This is a genomic window from Staphylococcus argensis (assembly GCF_002902305.1).
Taxonomy (GTDB): domain Bacteria; phylum Bacillota; class Bacilli; order Staphylococcales; family Staphylococcaceae; genus Staphylococcus; species Staphylococcus argensis.
The window spans coordinates 1-17,726 of the sequence record NZ_PPPX01000015.1 but is presented as its reverse complement, the minus strand read 5'-3'; the positions used below and the strand labels follow the sequence as shown (position 1 = coordinate 17,726).

Genomic DNA, 17,726 nt, shown 5'->3' with positions numbered 1-17,726 from the left:
AGAAGCTTAACAATCTTTAATTAAAATTATATTCCTTAAACTATTTTACTTTAGCAACAAGTTCGATTTCAACTTTTACGTCTTTCGGCAATCGTGAAACCTCGATACAACTTCTTGCTGGTTGGTGTTGTTCAAAGTATTGACCATAAACTTCATTAATAAATTGGAAATCGTTCATATCCGCAATAAAAATAGTTGCTTTAAAGACAGAATCTAAATCTGATCCTGCTTCATCAAGAACAACTTTAAGATTGTCTAATACTTGTTTCGTCTGTGCTTTCACATCGTCGCTCACAATTTCTCCTTCCAGTGTTAGTGGAATTTGACCTGATGTGAAGACAACACCATTGACCTCTGTTGCATGTGAATAAGGTCCTAAAGCTTCCGGTGCTTTAGTAGTATTAATCACTCTCATGTTGTTGACTCTCCTCCTGTACAAACTTATCTAAACTATTACCTTCTTCTACCGTAAATTCTTGGTTGTATTCGTCTACGTTCGATAGTCTTACTAAGGAAGTATAATCCTCAATCAATCTTTGTTTAACTTCTTTGGATTCTACAAGTACTGATACCCCTTTTACGCGTGCCTTAAACTCATTCATTAAATTCATCACGCCGTTAATAGAGCCACCTGCTCGCATGAAATCATCGACGACAAGAACGTTCGAACCTTCAGGTAATGTTCGTTTAGATAATACCATTGTTTCAATCTTACGTGAAGAGCCTGAGACGTAATTAATTGAAACTGTTGAGCCTTCTGTGACTTTGTTGTCTTTGCGAATAACTACAACTGGCAAGTTTAAGATGTTTGCCACCGCATTGGCTAAAGAAATACCTTTCGTTGCGATCGTCACAACAGCGTCTAAATCTTCATCCATATAGAGCGTCGCCATCAATTTACCAATCTTGTTGAGTAAAGCAGGGTTACCCATCAAGTCTGACAAGAAGAGATAGCCACCTGGAAGCAAGCGATCTTTCTCTTGTAAGCGGTCAATCACTTCGTCAACGACTTTACGCGCTTCCTCGGCGCCCATCTTAGGTTTGTAGGTTACACCGCCACTTGCACCAGCTACGGTCTTCACAACGCCTAACCCTTCCTTTAAAAATGTTTCGCGAATAATTTGGACATCTTCACTAATTGATGATTTCGCTTGTTTAAACTTGTCCACGAAGAAAGTGAGTGGCACCACTTCGTTTGGGTGGTTCATTAAATATTGTGTCATAAAGACGATACGTTCACTTCTCTTAAATCGCATTCTATTCATCCCTTCTATCCTAGCAATCTAACTAAATATACTTCGTTACAACAACCACTAACAGCATTAAAGACCTTCTTGGCTTGGCGTTCTTTCTGTGCGAGTGCATATACAGTAGGACCACTGCCACTCATCACAGCGCCATCTGCCCCACTGCGTAGCATGTTACCTTTAATCTTCAATATCTCTTGATGCTTCTCTCCAGATATCGGCTCTAACCGATTAGAAAGACTACGACACAAGCGTTCATAATCTCCGGTCTCTAGCGCTTGTAAACACGATTGTGTATATACCTCGTGTTCTTCTTCTAAATTAAGCGTTCGAAAGATATCTGGCGAAGAAATACCTAAATCTGGCTTGGCCACGATGACCCAAGCAGAAGGTGGTTTGTTGAGCGGTTGGATATGCTCACCTTTTCCCGTACAGAAAGCCGTATGACCTTGAACGCAGAAAGGCACGTCCGTACCGATTTGTATCGCAAGCTGGCAGAGCTCGTCCATCGAACATCCTAAATCAAATAGTCGATTGATACCTCTAAGGGTAGCTGCAGCATCAGATGAGCCTCCACCGAGTCCGGCTGAAACTGGAATATCTTTGTCTAGTGTAATGGTGACACCTTGCTCGAGATGATATGTGTCAGTCATTAGCTTTGCTGCACGATACGCTAAATTCTTACTATCGGTAGGAACATAATTCTGTTCGACTTCCACAACGATGCGTCGATCTTGTCGCCGTTCGAAAGACAAGCGATCATTTAAGTCAATCGTCGACATGATCATTTCAACTTCATGGTAGCCGTCTGGTCGCTTAAACAGTGTATCTAATGTGAAATTGATCTTCGCTGGAGCCGTTTCTATTATCATCTTCCCACCTTCTTTCGTTTCAATAATTCTCTGCTTTAAATTTTAACATAATCCGCATATTGACGTCCTTATTTTCCAATTTACAATCGTCTATTTATTAACTATTTTATAAAAAGAGTTACTACTCCTTTGGATCGCGCATTAAGTGTTATTATCATTCGTTTGCGTCGTTAGTTAACAGTGTAGCAAGTTTTCACATAATGAAAAAGAGATATATTGGCAAGCTCGTTACCAATATATCTCTTCAACCTATCCTCTCATTGTAGATGTCTGCGTGCCGTACAAGCATCTCGTCTACCGACTAGGCTCTCATCCTACGCTTGTTTCACTCTGCAGTACATTATGTATCTCATTTCATCTACAACACATCACTGTCTTCAATTAGTGTGCAACTGCTTCTTGCTGATTATCCTCTTCGAAAGAAACCTGTACATTATCTGTAAGCACGTCTGTGTAAGTGTATGATACGCGACCGAAATTGTGTTTCTCAGGGTCGAGCTCCACAATAAATACTGAAGCGTATGTTTCCTTTAATACGCCTGAGCGTTCAATCGTCTTCTTACGTCCTCCGTTTGCTTTAAGTACAATTCGGTTTCCTAAATGACAATCAAGTGAATTTTTGATGTCTCCAATACTTTTTGGCATATTGCTCCACCTCGCTACATATTGTATAATAACACAATTTGAAGCGATTTGTCAAACAAACATTCAATTTTATCAACCTACTATAAGGATGTCAATATTTTAAATTTCCAATTCCGGAAAATTTTTCAACTGCTCATAAAGTGTCGCAAATTCTTCAATAGTTAGCGTTTCTCCACGTCTCTTCGGATTAATATTCGCCGCTTCAAGCCATGCCGTAATCGCTTTTTTATGCTTTTTACCATCTACAAACAAACTCTGATAATTATTGTTAATCGTCTTACGTCGCTGCGTGAAAGCGCCTTTTGTCATCTTAAAGAAACGATCTTCGTCATCGATATCGATTTGCGGATACGGACGTTGCATCAATTTCACGACGATGGAATCCACGTTCGGCGGCGGCATAAATACCGTCTTAGGCACAGTTAAGACTTTGCTCGTCTCTGTATAATATTGCGCAACGATAGACAGTGAACCATAGGCCTTCGTTCCTACTTGCGCATTTAAACGCTCGCCCACCTCTTTCTGCATCATGACCACGTATCCATCGATAGGAAGTGAACGCTGCATCAGATTGAGCAAGATCGGTGTCGTGATATAGTACGGTAGATTCGCTACCACCATGATACGTTCACAATGGCCAAGGTAGGTTTGGACGTAGTGGGCAATATCTGCTTTCAGAATATCTTCATTAATCACTTGAACATTAGAGTAGGGTGCGAGGGTCTCATCCAATATCGGTATGAGACGTTGATCGATTTCGAACGCCAAGACATTCTGCGCTTTCTTGGCTAACTGTTCAGTCAACGAACCCATTCCTGGACCAATCTCAATCACACCTGTCGTCGCGTCAATCTCGCTGGCATCAATAATCTTACGAATGATATTTACATCGATAAGGAAATTCTGACCAAGGCTTTTCTTAAAGTTAAAATGATGTTGTTCTAACAGCGCCCGTGTTCGACTCGGCGTCGCTATATCTTTATGCTCCATAGAATTACGTTCCTACCTTTCTTCTTCGCTTTCAGCTAATGCACGACGCACATCAGCTTCAGTGTAACCAAACGCATTAAGCTTTTTCAATAACTGTTTACCATTAGAATGCCCAATGTGCAAACGACTTCCAATCAAATCACGACGTCTGCGTGCATCCGGTCCGATGATCAACCCTAGATCAATCAACGTTGCCTTACTAATCGATTCTTCGCCCTCTTCATAAGGACTACTCACATGTGTTAACGCTTGGCGAATCGCATCTTCTGAGGCATGTTCAATACCAATCTTACCTCGCTTGTTCTTAGCTAAAGCGCGGTCGAGATATGCATGTTTAACGCCCGGCACATGTTCGGTAATAATTGATCTAATCTTGTCCCCGGGAAAGTCTGGATCCGTTAAGACAATCACACCACGTGTCTCTTGTGCTTGTGCGATGACCTCTAGCGTTTGCCGATTGATGGCACTACCATTCGTCTCTATCGTATCACATTGCACTGCTTGCTTAACACGTGCTGTATCATCTCGTCCTTCAACGACGATAAACTCATTAATCTTCACTATAGATGACACCTTTCTCTCATTCTGTTCACACCTGCTAAAGTGTGAGATTCATCCCTTCCTTTGGTGGCTTTATTGACTAAAAAAGATGTCGGTTGGCTATGAAGAACGACAACACATGGATGATCTTCAGTCTTAACCGACATCTTTCGTTTCTGTCTATGATAATTTAAATAGACGTTCTGCATTTTCAGTTGTTTGACGACAAACTTCCTCGTAACTAACGCCTTTGAGTTCAGCAATCTTTTCCGCTACTAAAGTCACGCGGGCAGGCTCATTACGCTTGCCTCGATAAGGGTGCGGAGACAAGAACGGTGCATCTGTTTCGACGAGCAAGCGATCAAATGGCACGTGCTCCGCTACTTCTTTCGGTTGTTTCGCATTTTTAAACGTCACAGGGCCACCGAGAGAGACGTAGAAATCTAGTTTGTTAATCACTACATCTGCAATCTCTGGAGAGGCACTGAAACTGTGCATGATGCCTCCGACCTCTTCTGCGTGCTCTTCAAGCAAGATATCTACACAGTCTTGTGTCGCTTCACGATTGTGAATGATAATCGGCAAGTTAACACGTTTAGCTAATGCAATCTGTTTGCGCAATAGATCTTGCTGTACATCTTTCGGTGATTTGTCCCAGTGGTAATCAAGACCTGTTTCACCAATTCCTATTACTTTAGGATGTTGCGCAAGCTCTTCAATCCAGTTGAGACGCTCTTCTGTACAATCAATCGCATCAACCGGATGCCAGCCAATAATCGCGTATAGGAAATCGTATTGATCGATGAGTTCCATCGCTCTCTCTACAGTAGGTGTATCGAAGCCAACAACGAACATGCGATCCACGCCGTTATCGCGTGCGCGTTGGATCACTTCTTCTAAGTCTTCGTCGTATTGTTCTGCATTAAGATGTACATGTGTATCGATTAACATACTAACACTCCTCCATTAAGGTAGGCTGCGATGATTTAGGAAAGAAACATTTCACATTATCCTCCCTCTTCCAGCTACTCGCAGCCTGTCATCATTCAACTTATTCCCTGACTTGCGTCCTGTTAGTCGTTTATTTAATGATTGCGCCATTTGGTACGGCACTTGGCAAGCTGACTAACGTTAATACGCCATCCTTTTCAGCTGACAGAATCATACCTTCAGATTTCTGACCCATGAGTTTCGCAGGTTTCAAGTTCGTCACTACTGCAACCTTTTTACCAATAATGTCCTCAGGTTGATAGAACTTAGCGATACCTGAAATGATTTGTCGTTGTTCGTTAGCAAGTTCAACTTGGATGCGTAAAAGTTTGTCCGACTTCTTCACTTGTTCCGCATCTGTAATCGTTGCTGCTTTGATTTCCACTTTATCGAAAGCTTTGATATCAATTTGTGGCTTACTGTCTTCTTTCTCTTCTGCCGCTTCACTTTCGTTACTTTCAGCTGCTTTCGGTGGTTGCATAGATTCTTTAATATACGCAATCTCTTGTTCGCTGTCTAAGCGTGGGAAGATTGGTTGTGGTTTCTCAGTCACCATAATAGGTTCAGTTAAGGCACCATATGTTGTTAAACTTTCAAACTCGAATAACTCAGGTGTATTGATATTAAGTTGCTCAAAGATTTGTTTAGGCGCATGCGTTAAGAATGGACGAAGTAAGACCGCAATGTAGCGGATATTCTCTACTAAGTGCGCCATGACATTGCCTAGCATATCACGTTGAGACTCGTCTTTAGCGAGAATCCACGGTGTTGTTTCATCAATATATTTATTAGTACGGCTGATCAATTTCCATACTGTAGATAACGCGACTGAGAATTGAAGTTCATCCATCTTCTCGTGGAACACTTCTACTGTTTCTGTCGCAAGTTGTTCTAAGTCTGGGTCAATGTCGTGTTTCTGACCTTGGTAAGCAGGAAGTTCACCATCGAAATATTTGTTAATCATAGAAATCGTACGGTTCACTAAGTTACCTAAGTCATTCGCTAAATCATAGTTCGTACGCTCTACGAAACCTTCAGGTGTAAACACCCCATCAGAGCCGAATGGGAGTTCACGCATTAAATAATAGCGTGTCGCATCTAAGCCGTAACGGTCGATAAGTACATTAGGATCCACAACGTTACCTTTCGATTTACTCATCTTGCCATCTTTCATGAGAATCCAACCATGCGCAAAGACTTTCTTAGGAAGTGGAAGGTCTAACGCCATGAGTAAGATTGGCCAAATAATAGAGTGGAAACGTACAATTTCTTTCGCCATAATATGGATATCTGCTGGCCAATATTTTTGATATAAACTATCGTCATCTGATAAGTAGCCAAGTGAAGAAATATAGTTTACTAATGCGTCTATCCATACGTAGACTACGTGCTTAGGATTCGATTTCACACGAATACCCCAATCGAATGACGTACGTGACACAGCTAAGTCTTCAAGGCCAGGCTTGATAAAGTTATTAATCATTTCATTTTTACGAGAAGCAGGTTGAATGAAATCTGGGTTCTCGTCGTAGAATTCTAAGAGTTGATCCGTATATTTAGAAAGTTTGAAGAAGTAACTTTCTTCTTTAACTAACTCAACTTCATGGCCGGAATCTGGACTTTTACCTCCGACAATCTTACCGTCTTCGTATACCGGATCTACTAATTGTGTTTCAGTATAGTACGTTTCGTCAGGTACAGAATACCAACCTTCGTACTCACCGAGGTAGATGTCTCCTTGGTTAAGCAGACGTTCAAAGATTTGTTGCACGACTTGCTTATGACGCTCTTCTGTCGTACGAATAAAGTCGTCGTTAGAGATTTCAAGTTTGTCCCATAACGCGCGAATGCCCGCGATCATTTCGTCTAAGTATTCTTTCTCCGTCTTGCCGGCTTTATGCGCTTTCTCTTGAATCTTCTGACCATGCTCGTCAGTTCCAGTTAGGTAACGCACATCATAGCCTTGCATTCTTTTATAACGCGCAATGACATCTCCTGCTGTTGTAGTATAAGCGTGGCCGATGTGTAGATTGCCACTAGGATAGTAGATTGGCGTTGTAATGTAAAATGTTTCTTGAGCCATCAGTGTTCCTCCTCATTTCTTACATTATAAATAATAGCTAACTTCAACTATGGTTTCAATGGACGATGGTAGGCTGATTGAGCCAATCCGGCACCTCGTTAGTATTGGATATTCGTCACATATTGAGTTTCGTATTTGTTGATTATCATCATCATTTGTCGTTCGTATTTCAAATGCCCTATCTTATTAACAATACCATAATTCACGTAGGCTATGGGCATATTCATCTTGATTTTTTCGATAGTAAAATGGTCTGGAATAAAATTTAAACACAAATGACTTTATTTTATTTCTACCACACATTTTCAACTATCTCCCAGGCTCGTTATCCATCCCGGACACTACCGATATCTTCCACTACACTTCATGATAAATATCGTAGACTTCGCCTGTCTTCATCTGTCTATCTTTCGCTACTTGTTTGATTGCTGCTTTTGGTTTCTGTCCTTGTTCGCAGTAGTAGTCGACATGTTCGTGAATCGTTAAGTCTTCAAACCAGGCATTATCAGCTTCTGGAGCAGCACCTTGTATTAGAATGACAAATTCACCCTTTAGACGTATGTCGTCTCGCTCAATCATCTGCAACAGTGTCTTTGGCGTTCCTGTTTCAATTTGTTCAAATCGCTTCGTCAATTCCCTCCCAAGCGCAACCTGACGTTCATCATCCACACGTGCAATCGCTTGTAAACTATCTTTCACGCGATACGGTGATTCATAGATAATCAACGTACTATCTTCATACATCCGTTGCTTGAGTACTTCAACTTTCTCTTTATCCTTACGTGGTAAGAAGCCTAGAAAAGTATAGGTGAAAGATGGGAGTCCACTCGCCATCAATGCCGTGAGCCCTGCATTAGGACCTGGGACCGTTTCTACACGCAATTGTGCTTCTCTGGCAGCCACTACTAATTCGTAACCTGGGTCACTAATCAAGGGTAATCCCGCATCAGAAACGAGCGCAATGTCATTTCCTTGCTGTAATAACTCGATGAGATGTGCGGTCTCTTTCTCTTTATTATGATCATGGTAGGACTTCAATGGTGTATGTATCTCGTAATGTTGGCATAACTTCTGCGTTACTCTCGTATCTTCGCATGCGATGAGATCTACGGACTGTAGTGTCTGAACCGCTCTGTAAGTAATGTCAGCTAAGTTACCGATTGGCGTACCTACTAAGTATAAAGTTGCCATCACTATCCCTCCTTAATCAACGCTAACTTCTTATTTCTCGAATATTGTTTGATTTGATACTCACGTTTCAACGCTTCTGACTTTGTCTCGTACACTTCTTGATAAACTAACACGACAGGACGTCTTACTTTCGTATATTTGGCACCTAAACCTTTATTATGTTTTTCCACTCGTTGTTCCACATTTTTAGCATAACCTGTATAAAGACTGTCGTCCTTACACTTTACGATATACACATAATGTTTATCCATAATAAATCGCTCGCATTTCTTCAGAATACTCACCCGTTGCTGTATAAATATAGAACGGCGGAGTGATTTCCAAGCCTTGTTGGCCGCCACGCCGGCTTTCTACGATCATCATCTGAGCAGACTTGCCGGGTTTACTATATACCATCTTTAAGCGTTTTGGCTCCAAACGATACTGGCGCATCGTCGTTAAGACATCCATGAGACGGTCCGCACGGTGAACCATGATGAAACGACCGCCTTCTTTGAGTAGATGGCGTGCCGCTTTACAGCAATCGTCCAGCGTACACATGACTTCATGTCGTGCAATCTTATGCGCTTCTTTATGGTGCTGATGTTGTTGGTTCATTTTAAAATATGGAGGGTTACACGTAATTAATGAATATTGAGCAGGTTGAAAATGCGTGAAAACTTCTCTCAAATCCATATGATGCATCATCAACCGGTCTGAAAGTTGATTATAATGATAAGAACGCTTAGCCATATCTACGAGTTGTGACTGAATTTCGATACCTTCGATAGATTGCGTACTCTTCGCACTTAACAGTAAAGGTATCACGCCATTCCCTGAACACAGATCCATTATCTTGTCATTCTTACGCACAGTCGTGTAATGCGCAAGTAACAAGGCGTCTGTTGAAAAAGAGAAGACCTCATCATTCTGAATGATGCGCAAATGTTCTTTCGTTAAATAATCTAAACGCTCGTGCTCACGTAACATGTGTTACCACGTCCTCCATTCAAATTAAAAGGATAGGATGGCGATGCTTGTAGTAAGCCTATCGCAAACATCCTATCCCTTCGTTTCTCTCTATTACTTAATTAATCGTCTAGCACCTTTAAACAGAATAAACAATCTTCACCTTTGCGATGCTTTCCAAATAATTCCCCGTTACAAATGTGGAAACCTTCTTTATATAACATCGCTAAGTTATCTTTACTTCTCAATGGTTTCTTAGGTTTACGCTGTTCCACATCGGTATCTTTAGCTGACTCATTCTTCTCGATAAGTGCTTGTAAATTCTCATTCTCAATTTGTAGCGCAACGTTCTCTTCTACGAGTTCAACAGCTAATGTCTTGAGCTCAGACATATTCTGATTAATGCTCTCTACGTTCTTCTCTAACCACGTTAAACGTTCAAATATTTCTGTTCGATTCAACGTGCATACGCCTCCTATTTCAATGCTTCTAATTCTTCCATCTTGTACTCTAAAGGTTGTTCAACGCCCTCGATCTTCACTTGCATTGAAATATCTAGAATATTGAGTCCTACGACCTCCCCCTGTCCGTCTGGAGTAACGACCGCTTCGCCTACATCTGGAAGCTGTGCGCGCGCTTCTTCGTAGTGATCGTTCTCATACTTCAGACAGCACATCAGACGGCCGCACGCTCCAGATATCTTTGTTGGATTAAGTGAGAGATTCTGATCTTTCGCCATCTTGATAGAGACGGGTTCGAAATCTCCCAAGAAGGTTGAACAACATAGGGATCTGCCACATGGGCCAATCCCACCTAGCAACTTTGCTTCGTCGCGCACCCCTATCTGACGCAATTCAATGCGAGTCTTTAACTTCTGAGCGAGTATTTTTACCAACTTTCGGAAGTCTACACGGTCATCTGAGGTGAAGTTAAAGATCACTTTAGATTTGTCCAATATATATTCACAATTGACGAGACGCATATCCAATTTAAGTTGATCGATGACTGTCTTACATATGTCGAATGCTGCTTCGGCATCCTGCTCATTCTGTTCAAATTGGGCTTTATCCGCTTCTGTAGCTACACGAATGATGTGCTTTAAAGGCAAAGTGACATCCTCATCTGCCACGTTTAACGGTCCATATTTAATGTAGCCCATTTCGATACCACGCGTAGATTCAACTACGACGTATTGTGCTTCACTTAAATCGAAGCTTTGTGGAGAATAATATTCAAGCTTTCCTGCTTTAGGAAAATATACGCCTACCACATTTTGCATTGTCATTTCACCCCATTTATGACGATTTGTTCAAATACTAATGTAGGGTTCACATTCTGGTTTAACTTCTTATGTGCTTCTGTGATGCGATCATACATTAACACAATTTGTGTATAGTCCAGTTTCTGAGCCCAATGCTCAAATTGTTCACCTAAATCAGAGTAAATTAATTGTTGATCCAAACCTACTTTAACATGCATCATATCTTCAAAGAACCCATTAATTGCAGCGAGTGTGAGCAATTGCAAACGTCGATTCTTCGCATGTTTCAATAAGTCGACGATGCCGATGAGTGCCATAGAATACTGCGTCATTAATTGCTGACACCACTTTAAGATTATTTTACGCAAAGCAAGAAGATCTGTTTCCTCATGTAACGCTAGAGCCGTCTCAATCTGTGTCGTATAAGTGCTCAACATTTCAGCAGCCGCACGAGGCACATCACGGTCCTCTAGACGTTGGATGAAACGCTGTTTATCAATCGGTTTAAAGTGAATGTGTTGGCAGCGAGAGTGGATCGTATCTAGGATTTGCTCCGGTTTCGTAGTGAGTAGTATCGCAATCGTGTTCTCTGGAGGTTCTTCGAGAAACTTTAGGATACTATTCTCACCTTGGACACTGAGTTTCTCAAAGGATTCGATGATATAAACTTTGTGCGTGCTTTCAATCGGCAATTGATTCATGTGACGTACGAGTCGCTCAATCTGTTCTTTCTTAATCGTATTCTCATCTGTTGAGACGTAGAGAAAGTCAGGATGGTTGTGATGCTCTACTTTCGAGCGGCATTGTTCCGCATCGTCACACAGAATCATGGTACTAAACGCCATCGCAACTTGTTTCATCGACTCTGCATCATCGCCTTCAAAGAGATAGGCATGTGAGAGTCGGTTCGATTGGTATGCTTGAGTCAACATTTGTTGTTCATCCATCACTTTGACTCCTTTATGTAAAAAGGCTGCTCAATATGCATGATTGCTGTTCAAAGACATCGCGCGAAGCAATCATCTCATCTAGACGCAGAAACCAAGGCATATAAAGCAACCGTTATAGTTAGAATTGATGGAACGCTTCGACAGGCATGACGAAGACTGTAGCGCCTCCAACTTCTACTTCAACTGGGTAAGGAATGTAAGAATCTGCACTTCCACCCATTGGTGTAATTGGAGAAACGAGTTGTTCTCTGTTACCACAAGTATCGTCAATTACCTTGAGGATGTCATCGACACGTTCGTCTTCTACACCGCATAAGAACGTCGTGTTTCCTGCTTTCAAGAAGCCTCCGGTAGTAGAAAGCTTTGTCGCTCTGAAATCATGCTTTACGAGTTCATCTGATAGCTCTTGACTATCTTGATCTTGTACGATTGCTATAATCATCTTCATAACAACATAACACCTCTTCGTAACATTATATCATATTTTCTCTAAGTATTTGATGATAGATTCATACGCAGAGTTGACTACTTCTTCAATACTTTGTTCCGCATTAATCACAGCAAATCTGTTAGGTTCATTATGGATAATTTGGCGATAACCTTCAACTACTTTCTCATGAAAATCTAACTTTTCTTGATCTAAACGATTTTGTGCTCTTTGATTATCATTTATACGTTGAATACCAACTGCAGCACGAATATCTAAGTAAAGTGTGAGGTCAGGATACAGCCCATTAATCGCAAACTCGTTAATACTGCGTACCTCTTCTACTCCAATACCTCGCGCATAACCTTGATATGCTAAAGAGCTATCAATATAACGATCGCACAGCACGATTTTCCCCTCACGCAATGAAGGCAACACTTTATTCACCAAATGTTCACGACGCGACGCCGCAAACAACAAGGCTTCTGAACGGTCATCAATCGCTTCGCCTTCTAATAGAATCTTGCGGATATCTTCACCGGTCTTCACCCCACCCGGCTCACGTGTAACTATGACTTCCCAGCCTTCTGATTCTAAACGTTGGGCAATTTCATGCAAGACTGTTGTCTTTCCTGAACCTTCTGGACCTTCAAAGGTAATAAACTTTGACATATCACTCATCCTTCACTCGTATAGTATCGTGTCTCAAGCCTTCGACGCGTAATTGTCGCTCTGACCATTGACGTAATTGTTCAATCATTTCAGTTGTGACCACTTCACCTTTAAACATGAGCGGAATACCTGGTGGATACGGAATTAGTGATTCCGCTAAGACGCACCCGAGACTGTCCTCTAGACGGACCGCTTTAACTTCTTCAATTCGTTGACTTGCGATATAACCATGAGTCCTCGTTAAGCACATCGAATCTTGAACAGGAGTCTCTGAAGCACGCGCTTCAATTTGGATATGGCGCAAGCGTTCAATGAGCTTCTCGAACGGGAACGTATCTCCTTCATGCCATAGAGGCAATATCAGTAGTACTTGTTGATCATCTGCTAACTCACAGTAAATTTCTTGCTCTTCGAAGAGACGTTGAAGCGTTTCACCATCATATCCCCGGCTACACACTACCAACTTCAGCGGATCTGCCACTTCTGTTACCACTAAACCACATTCTCGTAACGCTGCGATGAGTCGATTTCTTTTACAGGTAAAATGCGTGTCGTGAAACTTCTGGTAAAAGGCATGCCCTAATTCTAAGCTCGCCATGACTATATACGACGGACTCGATGATTGATAATACGTTAAATAACGTTCAACCGCTTCTTTCTGAGGTGCATCTTTATGAATAAATAAGATTGAACCCATCGTTAACGTCGGCAACGTCTTATGATACGACTGCACCACGAAGTCGGCACCAGTTTGCAGAGCTGAATCGGGAAAGCCTTCAAGACCGAAATGCGCACCATGTGCCTCGTCTACTAATACGGGGACGCCTGATTGATGTGCGTCATTAACGAGGCTTGCAATATCGAATGTCTCACCGTAATAGTTGGGATAGGTAACGACAGCTAAACGCTTATTCTGTAACCGCTCTTGATCAAATAGAGGTGCGACGTACTGATGCGTGTCAGTACTCACTGTAGTTGCTGCAAGTTCTGCCTGACCTTCAACGAGATCTAGACCATTGAACACTGATTTATGAGCATTACGTGCGAGTAAATAGTCTCCTTTGACGTGTTGAAAGGCTTGCATTACCGCAAGAATACCTGATGTCGTCCCGTTAACGAGATAGTAAGCTTGGTAGTCGCGATGCTTATGTATTCCCGCCATACTTTGTGCTAAGACATCGTCAGGTTGATGCAAATCATCTAGCCCTGTAATCTCCGTCATATCCATCGACCAGTCCAGCTTATCGAGCTGACCTATTGTATTATTTTTATGACCTGGCACGTGTAGTGAGATTGCTTCGTTATTGATGTATTGTTGTAGCCGTTGATAAAGTGGCGTTGTCATACAGACACCTTTTTCTGTAAAATTTTGTGTTAAGTAAGTTAGCACTTTTAGAAATTATTATAGCACGTTCTTGAGTATGTCATAAATGGGCGGGTAACTTCAGTCATTTTACAACAAATAAAAAACAGAGGCAGAAGACTATTCTACCTCCGTCTATATCACTCTTCTGGCTCGTTCAATCTAATTAAGACTGACTGCCTTGAGAGCCTTTACTTTTACCTTTGAAAAGCGATTTGAAATCGATATTCACTAAATTGAAGTGTTTAATAATGATACTAAAGATAAAGCTCCAAACTAAGCTGTTCACCGCAACAACTACGATGGTAATAATAGATTGAACTGGACCGTTGAAACCGAAGAGCACGATAGGTCCAGCAATTGGCGTTGCGACACCTTCAGCATTGATGATGAGACCGCTAAACGTAATGATACAGCCGTTGATAATCCCGACAATCGCATTCACGCTATAAAGTTGGAGTGGATATTGAACAATCTTGTCAATTTGAGTAAGTGGCTCAATACCGACAGAAATGCTCGTACCCCAATTACCGATACCTAAGCGTTTGAATAAGATAAAGTTGACGAATGACGCACCCATACAAGTTAACGCACCGATGGCCATTGGGTTGCCTGTAATGCCTAAGAAGCTGGCAACAACCATTGAACTTAACGGCGTCATACCTGTAATAGGCATCAAGATACCGAGAATCGCTGCAAGTAAGTAAGGGTTGCTGTCACCTACTACATTCACCGCGTTACTAATTGCTTCAAGCATGAGCGTGATACCTGGATTGATCAGGCTAGCAATTCCATATGTAATCGCTGGCGCTAAGAGAATCACGACGATAAGATTTAAACCTTCAGGCACTTTCTTATCGATAAATTTAAGTCCAAATGAGATGAGATAGGCTGCGATAAATGCTGGTAGTAAACTGAAGTTATAGAGCACAAGACCGATAATTACCGCATAAACAGGGTTCGTCTTCATCTTGAGACAAGTGAGCACCCCGACTGCGAGTCCGCCTAAGCTACCGAGATTGTCCCCGATTTGTTTCATAAATTCAATATTAAAAATACCGCCAATCACATAACTGAGAAAGGCTTGAGGTAGGAATGTCGCACAGGCTGCACCTGATAGCGCTTCAAGTCCCGACTTACCATAAGGTGCAAATTTCAAGAATAGAATCATCGCTACAAGTAGGAGTAGCAATGTCCCTCCACCTAGTAGCATTTGCATCCCAAAAAACTCCCTTCTATTATCTATGATTAGATGTGTTTCAATTTCTTCATAAAATAGTCACCTTTCTTGTAATAACCGAAGATAGATGCATTAAACACATAATTAATAATATTATTTGATTTTTTTAGATTTTTATAAAATTTACTTTAATTTCGTATTATTGTGACAAATTTTAAATAGTGAGGGGGACATAGGTGGTGAGCATTTTTTAGGGGGATGGGAGAAGCTTTGCATATTAAAAGAAGCCCACAGATGCGGTGGACTTCAACGAAATGATACGTTGTTGAAGCATATCACGCATGATGGACTTCTATTATTAATGAATGATGACTCGCACTACTCAGTGTAATGTTGCTGTAAATAATCTTTGAAAGGTGTAGGTCGTTCGCCTGTAAGTTGTTCAAAGTCATGAGAAGTTTGATCAAGTAGTCCCATCTCGCCTGCTTGGTACATAGAAGCGAGTAACGGACCAAATCCTCGAGGCTCATCATACATCTTGCCAAATTCTTCCCGCGTCACAGGGTCATATTGAATAGGGCTACCAGCCACTTCTGATAAAATGTCAGCAAGCTCATTCATCGTATATGAATAGCCTGCAAGCAAATAACGTTGCCCCCATTTCTCAGGTTGTTGTAATAACGCAACAATACCTTTCGCAATGTCTGCTCTAGAAATGTAATTGATCTTACCTTCGCCTACTGGATAAATTAATTTTCCACGTTCCTTTAACTCAGGTAAATAAGGTACGAGCGGGTCCATATACATCGCCATTCTCACATACGTGTAGTCAACCGGGCTTGAGGCAAGCAATCTTTCAGCATATCCAAAGTACGGACTCATATGGAACGGGTTGTTATGCTGATCTGCGTAATAACCGATAAACATAATATGTGACACTTGCGCTTATTGAGCTGCCGCCACCAAATTCTCAACTTCAGGAAGTCGTTTAAATGATGGGTGAATAATACTTGGTATAAAGATGACTAGATCGATATTTTCAAAGGCTTTTACCATTTTGTCTTTATCGAAATAGTCCAACGTTCTAACATTTACTGATTGCGTCCATTCTTTGGGCACTTTATTCGTGTTACGCACACCGATATAAAAGTTAGGAATTAGAGCTTCTATCGCCTGTTCCGTGATATGCGTACCTAAATGTCCTGTCGCACCTGTGAGTAGTATATTCATATTTATTACCACCTATCTTTATTCTTTCTATAAGGTCTTTGGGTTTGAATAAAGTGTAGTTGAAGTAACAGTGGATGACAATTAATTGGTTTTATACCACACATTTATTAGAGAAACTTTCATATTAAAGTAGTTAATACTTTAGTGATTTAAGCGTAAAATCAAAAAAGAGGGCAAGGAGCCCTCTAACACAAAGTTAAAACTGAATAAATGCTGATGATAGAATTTCTGTAACTATAGCTCCAAGTACTAAACCAATAAGTGTACAAATAATAGCTGCTACTATCATTAATATTCCGTGCAACGTTCTTCCTCTAGCAATAATTAGTGCTCCAAATACAATACTTGCTATACCAAAAATAGGTGGTAAAAGAAGTAGCGCTACTCCCGCAAAAACCCATCCTAGTATTATAAATACTTTTAAACTCGTATTCGTTGTTTGTGTCATGTTGTTATTCTCCTTTAACGTTTTCTATATAATAGCCTATATCTATTGAGAAGTAAATATCTTTTTCTTCTAATGTACTTAGTTTAGCCATTTTCTTTCATGGATAAAAGAAATCAAATTTTAGGTTATTAATATTACGAAATAAGAAGCCCACTTAGGCTCCTCTTACTTTATTAAAAATAAATAAATGATGAAGCACTATTTAAAATCATAGTACCAACCACAGTGCTTATAATGGAGAAAACAATTGCAGCTACAATTATTATGATACCGTGTTTTGTTCTACCTTTAGCTATTACTAAAGCTCCAAAAACAATACCAAGAATACCAAAAATAATTGGTGCTATGAATAAAGCTATGACACTAAAAATCCACCCTAGAATAATAAATACTTTTAAACTTGTATCATTTTTTTGTTCCACGATGAAATTCTCCTTTTTCTTTTTCTATACTTAATGTATCTTACTTTTATAAAAAAGTAAATGTCTAATAAGTTATAAATATTCATAATTCAAACATAAAACTTTATACTTTATTTTAAGTATTATTATAATTCGTACGGAGATAAATAAAGAAGTTAAGCTCTTTCTAAGCCGTAAAAAAAGAACCCTTTCGGGTTCGGTTTGCCTGGCAATGTCCTACTCTTGCGGAACGTAAGTCCGACTACCATCGGCGCTAAGGAGCTTAAC

At 40.7% G+C, this 17,726-nt stretch carries 20 protein-coding genes and 1 pseudogene; all 21 read right to left on the bottom strand.

What is annotated here, in order from left to right; genetic code table 11:
- Window positions 1-40 precede the first annotated feature (40 nt).
- Complete coding sequence (locus tag CD039_RS08825; RefSeq protein WP_103372007.1) at window positions 41-415, bottom strand: RidA family protein; 375 nt, start codon at window positions 413-415, stop codon at window positions 41-43.
- The gene (gene purR / locus CD039_RS08820) at window positions 402-1,256 is read right to left on the bottom strand and encodes a pur operon repressor (protein ID WP_002473054.1); all 855 of its coding nucleotides are present in this window, start codon (window positions 1,254-1,256) and stop codon (window positions 402-404) included. Before purR ends, CD039_RS08825 begins: the two co-directional genes overlap by 14 nt.
- Window positions 1,257-1,270: 14 nt before the next feature.
- Complete coding sequence (ispE, locus tag CD039_RS08815) at window positions 1,271-2,119, bottom strand: 4-(cytidine 5'-diphospho)-2-C-methyl-D-erythritol kinase (RefSeq protein WP_103372006.1); 849 nt, start codon at window positions 2,117-2,119, stop codon at window positions 1,271-1,273.
- Window positions 2,120-2,500: 381 nt separating this feature from the next.
- The gene (locus tag CD039_RS08810) at window positions 2,501-2,764 is read right to left on the bottom strand and encodes a Veg family protein (protein WP_002473059.1); all 264 of its coding nucleotides are present in this window, start codon (window positions 2,762-2,764) and stop codon (window positions 2,501-2,503) included.
- Between the two features lie 99 nt (window positions 2,765-2,863).
- Window positions 2,864-3,754, bottom strand: coding sequence for a 16S rRNA (adenine(1518)-N(6)/adenine(1519)-N(6))-dimethyltransferase RsmA (gene rsmA, locus CD039_RS08805; protein WP_103372005.1), 891 nt, complete (start codon window positions 3,752-3,754; stop codon window positions 2,864-2,866).
- 12 nt (window positions 3,755-3,766) lie between these two features.
- Window positions 3,767-4,315: a ribonuclease M5 gene (gene rnmV / locus CD039_RS08800; RefSeq protein WP_103372004.1), complete on the bottom strand. Its 549-nt coding sequence runs from the start codon at window positions 4,313-4,315 to the stop codon at window positions 3,767-3,769.
- A gap of 159 nt (window positions 4,316-4,474) precedes the next feature.
- Window positions 4,475-5,245 (bottom strand): TatD family hydrolase, encoded by a 771-nt coding sequence (locus CD039_RS08795; RefSeq protein ID WP_103372003.1) that lies wholly within the window; start codon window positions 5,243-5,245, stop codon window positions 4,475-4,477.
- Between the two features lie 130 nt (window positions 5,246-5,375).
- Window positions 5,376-7,367, bottom strand: coding sequence for a methionine--tRNA ligase (metG, locus tag CD039_RS08790; protein WP_103372002.1), 1,992 nt, complete (start codon window positions 7,365-7,367; stop codon window positions 5,376-5,378).
- Window positions 7,368-7,724: 357 nt separating this feature from the next.
- Complete coding sequence (rsmI, locus tag CD039_RS08785) at window positions 7,725-8,558, bottom strand: 16S rRNA (cytidine(1402)-2'-O)-methyltransferase (RefSeq protein WP_103372001.1); 834 nt, start codon at window positions 8,556-8,558, stop codon at window positions 7,725-7,727.
- 2 nt (window positions 8,559-8,560) lie between these two features.
- Window positions 8,561-8,809: a GIY-YIG nuclease family protein gene (locus CD039_RS08780; RefSeq protein WP_103372000.1), complete on the bottom strand. Its 249-nt coding sequence runs from the start codon at window positions 8,807-8,809 to the stop codon at window positions 8,561-8,563.
- Window positions 8,802-9,527 (bottom strand): tRNA1(Val) (adenine(37)-N6)-methyltransferase, encoded by a 726-nt coding sequence (locus CD039_RS08775; protein ID WP_103371999.1) that lies wholly within the window; start codon window positions 9,525-9,527, stop codon window positions 8,802-8,804. Before CD039_RS08775 ends, CD039_RS08780 begins: the two co-directional genes overlap by 8 nt.
- Before the next feature lie 101 nt (window positions 9,528-9,628).
- A complete protein-coding gene (gene yabA, locus CD039_RS08770; protein ID WP_049409971.1) occupies window positions 9,629-9,967 on the bottom strand; it encodes a DNA replication initiation control protein YabA in 339 nt (112 codons plus the stop codon).
- 14 nt (window positions 9,968-9,981) lie between these two features.
- Window positions 9,982-10,785, bottom strand: coding sequence for a PSP1 domain-containing protein (locus tag CD039_RS08765; protein WP_049405772.1), 804 nt, complete (start codon window positions 10,783-10,785; stop codon window positions 9,982-9,984).
- Between the two features lie 2 nt (window positions 10,786-10,787).
- Entirely contained in the window at window positions 10,788-11,714 is a 927-nt protein-coding gene (locus CD039_RS08760; RefSeq protein WP_103371998.1) for a DNA polymerase III subunit delta' C-terminal domain-containing protein, read from the bottom strand.
- 121 nt (window positions 11,715-11,835) lie between these two features.
- Complete coding sequence (locus tag CD039_RS08755) at window positions 11,836-12,165, bottom strand: cyclic-di-AMP receptor (protein WP_002473077.1); 330 nt, start codon at window positions 12,163-12,165, stop codon at window positions 11,836-11,838.
- 30 nt (window positions 12,166-12,195) lie between these two features.
- On the bottom strand, window positions 12,196-12,816 hold the full coding sequence (tmk, locus tag CD039_RS08750; RefSeq protein ID WP_103371997.1) for a dTMP kinase: 621 nt from the start codon (window positions 12,814-12,816) through the stop codon (window positions 12,196-12,198).
- A gap of 1 nt (window position 12,817) precedes the next feature.
- Window positions 12,818-14,161, bottom strand: coding sequence for an aminotransferase class V-fold PLP-dependent enzyme (locus CD039_RS08745; RefSeq protein WP_103371996.1), 1,344 nt, complete (start codon window positions 14,159-14,161; stop codon window positions 12,818-12,820).
- A 184-nt stretch (window positions 14,162-14,345) separates the two neighbouring features.
- Window positions 14,346-15,398 (bottom strand): PTS sugar transporter subunit IIC, encoded by a 1,053-nt coding sequence (locus tag CD039_RS08740; protein WP_103371995.1) that lies wholly within the window; start codon window positions 15,396-15,398, stop codon window positions 14,346-14,348.
- A 339-nt stretch (window positions 15,399-15,737) separates the two neighbouring features.
- A pseudogene (locus CD039_RS08735) lies at window positions 15,738-16,589 on the bottom strand (SDR family oxidoreductase).
- A gap of 196 nt (window positions 16,590-16,785) precedes the next feature.
- A complete protein-coding gene (locus CD039_RS08730) occupies window positions 16,786-17,037 on the bottom strand; it encodes a hypothetical protein (protein ID WP_103371994.1) in 252 nt (83 codons plus the stop codon).
- A gap of 173 nt (window positions 17,038-17,210) precedes the next feature.
- Window positions 17,211-17,459, bottom strand: a complete 249-nt coding sequence (locus CD039_RS08725; RefSeq protein ID WP_240595120.1) for a hypothetical protein — start codon at window positions 17,457-17,459, stop codon at window positions 17,211-17,213.
- Window positions 17,460-17,726: the final 267 nt, after the last annotated feature.

Coding starts and splice junctions, on each gene's coding strand:
- CD039_RS08795 (WP_103372003.1), bottom strand. CDS start 5,245: ATGTTAATCGATACACATGTACATCTTAATGCAGAACAATACGACGAA.
- CD039_RS08775 (WP_103371999.1), bottom strand. CDS start 9,527: ATGTTACGTGAGCACGAGCGTTTAGATTATTTAACGAAAGAACATTTG.
- ispE (WP_103372006.1), bottom strand. CDS start 2,119: ATGATAATAGAAACGGCTCCAGCGAAGATCAATTTCACATTAGATACA.
- rsmA (WP_103372005.1), bottom strand. CDS start 3,754: ATGGAGCATAAAGATATAGCGACGCCGAGTCGAACACGGGCGCTGTTA.
- purR (WP_002473054.1), bottom strand. CDS start 1,256: ATGCGATTTAAGAGAAGTGAACGTATCGTCTTTATGACACAATATTTA.
- tmk (WP_103371997.1), bottom strand. CDS start 12,816: ATGTCAAAGTTTATTACCTTTGAAGGTCCAGAAGGTTCAGGAAAGACA.
- CD039_RS08755 (WP_002473077.1), bottom strand. CDS start 12,165: ATGAAGATGATTATAGCAATCGTACAAGATCAAGATAGTCAAGAGCTA.
- CD039_RS08825 (WP_103372007.1), bottom strand. CDS start 415: ATGAGAGTGATTAATACTACTAAAGCACCGGAAGCTTTAGGACCTTAT.
- CD039_RS08765 (WP_049405772.1), bottom strand. CDS start 10,785: ATGCAAAATGTGGTAGGCGTATATTTTCCTAAAGCAGGAAAGCTTGAA.
- CD039_RS08760 (WP_103371998.1), bottom strand. CDS start 11,714: ATGGATGAACAACAAATGTTGACTCAAGCATACCAATCGAACCGACTC.
- CD039_RS08740 (WP_103371995.1), bottom strand. CDS start 15,398: ATGCAAATGCTACTAGGTGGAGGGACATTGCTACTCCTACTTGTAGCG.
- metG (WP_103372002.1), bottom strand. CDS start 7,367: ATGGCTCAAGAAACATTTTACATTACAACGCCAATCTACTATCCTAGT.
- rsmI (WP_103372001.1), bottom strand. CDS start 8,558: ATGGCAACTTTATACTTAGTAGGTACGCCAATCGGTAACTTAGCTGAC.
- CD039_RS08810 (WP_002473059.1), bottom strand. CDS start 2,764: ATGCCAAAAAGTATTGGAGACATCAAAAATTCACTTGATTGTCATTTA.
- CD039_RS08745 (WP_103371996.1), bottom strand. CDS start 14,161: ATGACAACGCCACTTTATCAACGGCTACAACAATACATCAATAACGAA.
- CD039_RS08730 (WP_103371994.1), bottom strand. CDS start 17,037: ATGACACAAACAACGAATACGAGTTTAAAAGTATTTATAATACTAGGA.
- CD039_RS08780 (WP_103372000.1), bottom strand. CDS start 8,809: ATGGATAAACATTATGTGTATATCGTAAAGTGTAAGGACGACAGTCTT.